The organism is Ruegeria sp. BHSB056 (assembly GCF_059613305.1).
The window spans coordinates 1-4,574 of record NZ_JBXWSG010000147.1; the positions used below are offsets into that span (position 1 = coordinate 1).

Consider the following 4,574-nt stretch of genomic DNA (forward strand, 5'->3'; position numbering starts at 1 on the left):
CGGTTCAACACCTTTTCACGTGCCGAAATCCGCTGCACGACACGCGGATTGAATTCTGACTTGTACTTGTGAATGTTGAATTTTTTCTCGCCCGAAACCGGTACGTGATAGCCCTCGACATCCAAGGTTCTACAGCCCTTGCCCTTGGCCCATCTCATGGCCTCCAACCACAAGGCCGGGGCGATACGCAGATTGCCCGCCGCCCGCAGATGATCCGGCTCGGTGGTGAAATGCCGGCCGTGCACAATGTCCCTGCTGCGATACACCAAAAGCCCGGCAAGAAAGGCCTCATGCTGCCAGGCCATAATCACGGTGCCAATCTCATCGGGCCGCAATACATCTTCAAACATCGCCTCATAGGCGGGAAGGCTCAGCTCGGGCAGCCTGCGCGAGACGCGCAACCGGTTCATGCTCTCGAGAAAAGTGCGAAACTCCTCCGGAGTTCGCGCGCTTCGGAACGTCACGCCCTGCCGTTCGGCGCGCCTGACCTCGCGACGGGCGCTTTTGGAAAACGCCGCCATGATCCCTTCGCTCGTGACCGATATGTCGACCCATCCGGTTTCACGAAACTGATCTTCCTCAGCCACGCGCCAACCGGCACAAGACAGCGCGGCATCCAGTGTGTCGGCCTCTTCTTCGGTCCAGAACGGGGTGACAGTCAGGCTGCCGACCCTTGAAAACCCCGGCTGTCGGCACAAGCCATCCAGAAATGCCACCATGTCGGCGGCATCGTCGCAAACCGGGCCGCTCAGGCAGTGGGCCCGGGCCCAGGCACTGGGCAGATACGGATGCGGTTCAAGCGAGATCAGAGCGACACCCACAAGCGCCCCATCCCGGCGCGCCGAGGCATAAATCACCTTGCGATGTAATCTTTGTTCCGAATTCGTAAACAAAGGAGATTGCCGCGGATGCTGATGCCGGGCCGCATTCAGAAACGTCATCCATTCGGCATTCCGGTCTGCGGTCAGGGTTTCAGTGCATTCAATCGCAACACTATCTTGCCCTTCAAGTTCCTGCACAGCCAAACTAATACCTCAATATACCGGTTTATTCGCTCTGAATTTCACAGCTACTATTTAACAACAGCCGTCGTTTAATGACGTTGAGTGTATTCATAGATCAGAACAATGGCTAAACAATTTGAAAATGTAAGTGATTAACGAGAACAGGGTTTCATGGCTTCACCGTCGCACGGCACGCAGAGCGAATGCGCTGTTTCCATTGTCATCGTGAACTGGAATACCCGGGATATTCTTCGGGACTGCCTGATATCCATTTCACAGCAGACCCGGAAACCGCATGAGGTTATCGTCGTCGACAACGCATCAGGCGATGGCTCGGCCGATCTTGTCCTTGACGAATTCCCGGATGTCCGGCTGATCGCCAATGACACGAACCGGGGATTTGCCGCCGCCAACAATCAGGGTCTGGAAGTCGCACGGGGTGACAATCTGCTGTTGCTCAATCCCGACACCATCATTCTGGATGGTGCGATCGACACCATGCTGGACTGGCTGGATCAGCACCCGGAGGTCGGTTGTGTCGGCTGTCAGGTTCTTGAGGACGAAACCACCATCCAGCGCACCTGTTTCGCTGACCCCGGACCCGGCAATCTGGCACTGATCGAATTCGGTCTGCACCGCCTGTCACCGCACAATCAGCTTCTGGCCCGGGCCGAGTACGGAAACTGGGATCGGCGGTCGCAACGCGAGGTCGACGTTGTCTCGGGCATGTTCATGCTGGTGCCTCGTCGCGTCTTCGATGCCGTGGGTCTTCTGGATGAAGCTTTCTTCGTCTACTCGGAAGAGGCCGACTGGTGCCGCCGCATCCGCGATGCCGGCTGGAAATGCGTGTTCGCACCCGAGGCGCAGATCCTGCACCTTGAGGGGGGTGGCAAAAGCACCGCCCAGATCCGGTCGCGGATGTATGTCCAAATGCAGAAAAGCAAGATGATTTATCTGCGCAAGCATTATGGCCCTTGGGGCGTGTTCCGGGGCCGGATGGTCTTTGTGGGGTCCTCCATATTGCGCTTTGTCATGTCAGTCGCAAACCAGCGGGAAGAAGCCGCCGCGCGGCGGCGTCTGGCCCGGGCCTCGCTGCGCTATCACCTGACCAGCCAGGAGCCGGCAGAGTGACCGACACGGATGCCCGGCTGACATTCAAATGGGTTGATGGACTCAAACCCCTTGAGGACATGGCCCATGCGTGGGCCACACTGGCCCGGCAGACCGGCGCGGATATCTATGCCACCCCGGTCTGGGTCCTGACCTGGTGGGCCCATTTTGGACGCGGCAAAACACTTCGGACCCTTGTGGCGCATGACGCTCAGGGGAAGTTAGTCGCCTTGCTGCCGTTCATGATCTATCCGGTTTGGCTGGGGCCTGTGAGGGTCCGTATCGCCAAACTGGCCGCAACCGATCCCAACACGGTGATTTTCCAACTGGCCGCCACGGAAACCGCGCTCAAGAACAGTTGTACCGAGGCCCTGAACGGCCTTCTCGGCGATGGCCAGGCGCATCTGGTCAGTTTCACCCCCGCCTCGGAACGCGGCACCATGCTGGCAGCCATCCGCAATGGGGTGGCACCGGGGCTGGCGCTGACCGACACGCCCACTGGCACCCATACGGTTTTCGAACTGCCCGATACGTTTGAGGGCTATCTTGCCAACCTGTCCAAGAAACGTCGGGGGCAGTATCGGCGGGATCTGAAACATCTACAGAATGACCACGGCCTGACAACGCGGATGGTCCATCCTGATGCGCATCAATTCGGGGATTTCGTCGGCTTCCACAACCGGCAATGGCAGGAGGTTGGAAAAGGAGGCCATTTCGCGGATTGGCCTGGCAGCGCCGCCTTCTACTGCGATCTGGCAGACGCCACCCAGCAGGGGCAGGAAACCTGGTTTGTCGAACAGCAGGGCCGGGACGGCCCCCTTGCCACTCAATTCTGTCTGGTCGCGGGGCAGACCTGCCATTGGCGGTTGCCCGCCAGATCGACCGACCCGGAACTGGAACGCCTCAGCCTTGGGAAAATCGGCCTGGTTCAGATGATTGAACAGCTGATCGCCGCAGGCGTGACGCGGATCGAAGCCGGGATTGGCGCATATGGTTACAAGCTGGTCTATGGCGGTGAATCGGTGCCCACTCATCGCCTGATCGTCTCACGGCGATCAGGAATATCCCCTGTCTTGCTGAAGCTCTGCCTTGGTTGGGCGCGTGTGTTGCACCTGGTCTATTACAGGCTCTGGTTCGGGCGGGTTGCACCCCGGCTGAGGGCCGTGATCCCGCTGAAAAACAAATCGCTGTGGTCCAGCTGGATCAAAACAAGAATATGAGGCGGATATGATCGCATATCAGCTCTCCGCACGGGTTCTGCCTGAAGAAAAGTGGCCCGCCCTCAGCGCGTCATTCCGCGACCTGACCCTTGAACACAGCCTGACCTATGCCCGCGCGGCGGCCCGCCGGATCGGGGCAGAGGCACAGTTCCTGATGCTGGCCACCCCGGACGGGCAGCCTGTTGCCGCCGCATGTATGCGTATCAAACATGTTCCCGGACTGCGGCGCGGCATTGCATGGCTTGCCGCCGGACCGCTGGTACAGCATGTTGATCGGCCGGACCCCGACACAGCAACACTGCGTGCCGTGCTGGCCGCACTGCGTGCATATGCTCAGGAGAACGGGCACATCCTGCGCCTGCGGTTTCCGGCCACACCCTGGCATGATGTTGCATTGTTGGATCAGCTGGCCCGTAGCGAAGCGTTTTTGCCCACCGATCGATCCCCGACCTATCGAACCGTGGTCGTGGATTGTACCCAGGACGAAGACACGCTGATGCGTGCCCTGCACGGGAAATGGCGCAACCCCCTGCGCAATGCGCTGAAAGCCGGCCTTGATCTTGATATCGTGCCGATTGCACAGGCAGCTGACCGGTTTCATCCGATGTATACCGAGGTTCAGACAGCCAAAGGCTTTCGGCCGGATATCCCGCCAGAATTCTATTATGCCCTTGAGGGGGCTGATTTTGCCCATGAGGTTCTGTTTGCCCGCAAGGACGGGGCCGACATTGCCGCGATGACGCTGGGACGGGCTGGGTCCAATGCCGTCTACCTGTTCGGGGCCACTCTGGACACCGGGCGGCGCCTGAATGCCGGGCATTATCTGATGTGGCATTCCATGCTGCGCTGTCGCGACCTGGGCCTGAAGTATTTCGACCTGGGCGGGATAGATCCTGAAGCCAACCCTTCCGTCACACGTTACAAGCTGCGCACGGGCGGCACAGAACTGCGCGCGGCGGGCCCGTACGAGTTCCGCCCTGCCGGCGCCCGCTCTGCCCTGATCAGCATCGCCGAAACCATTCACGCCCGCCTGAAGAAACTGCGCTCATGACAAAGCCCATCGGTATCAACTTTCACGGCATCGGAACACCAAAACGCCCTCTGGAACCGGGCGAGACCCCCTATTGGCTTTCAGTCGAACAATTCGAACGGGTTCTGGACCGGATCGCCGCGACCCCCGATCCGAACCGGTTCACCATCACCTTCGATGACAGTAATCTTTCGGATCACGACATTGCGC

Annotated in this window: 5 protein-coding genes; 4 read left to right on the top strand and 1 reads right to left on the bottom strand. The window is 59.4% G+C overall.

Features of this window, described 5'->3' with window-relative positions; genetic code table 11:
• The coding region (locus AC2FND_RS19590; protein WP_496771393.1) for a GNAT family N-acetyltransferase at positions 1–1,019 on the bottom strand (1,019 nt) is incomplete at its 3' end.
• A 156-nt stretch (positions 1,020–1,175) separates the two neighbouring features.
• On the opposite strand from AC2FND_RS19590, the gene AC2FND_RS19595 reads away from it, so the two are divergent.
• The 4 genes from AC2FND_RS19595 to AC2FND_RS19610 form a co-directional block, all read left to right on the top strand.
• Positions 1,176–2,135 (top strand): glycosyltransferase family 2 protein, encoded by a 960-nt coding sequence (locus AC2FND_RS19595; RefSeq protein ID WP_496771389.1) that lies wholly within the window; start codon positions 1,176–1,178, stop codon positions 2,133–2,135.
• Positions 2,132–3,334, top strand: a complete 1,203-nt coding sequence (locus tag AC2FND_RS19600; RefSeq protein ID WP_496771390.1) for a GNAT family N-acetyltransferase — start codon at positions 2,132–2,134, stop codon at positions 3,332–3,334. Before AC2FND_RS19595 ends, AC2FND_RS19600 begins: the two co-directional genes overlap by 4 nt.
• 7 nt (positions 3,335–3,341) lie before the next feature.
• Positions 3,342–4,385 carry a lipid II:glycine glycyltransferase FemX gene (locus AC2FND_RS19605; protein WP_496771391.1) on the top strand — a complete coding sequence of 348 codons (1,044 nt, stop codon included), beginning with the start codon at positions 3,342–3,344 and terminating at the stop codon, positions 4,383–4,385.
• On the top strand, positions 4,382–4,574 hold a 193-nt coding region (locus tag AC2FND_RS19610), incomplete at its 3' end, for a hypothetical protein (RefSeq protein WP_496771392.1). The genes AC2FND_RS19605 and AC2FND_RS19610, both read left to right, overlap by 4 nt.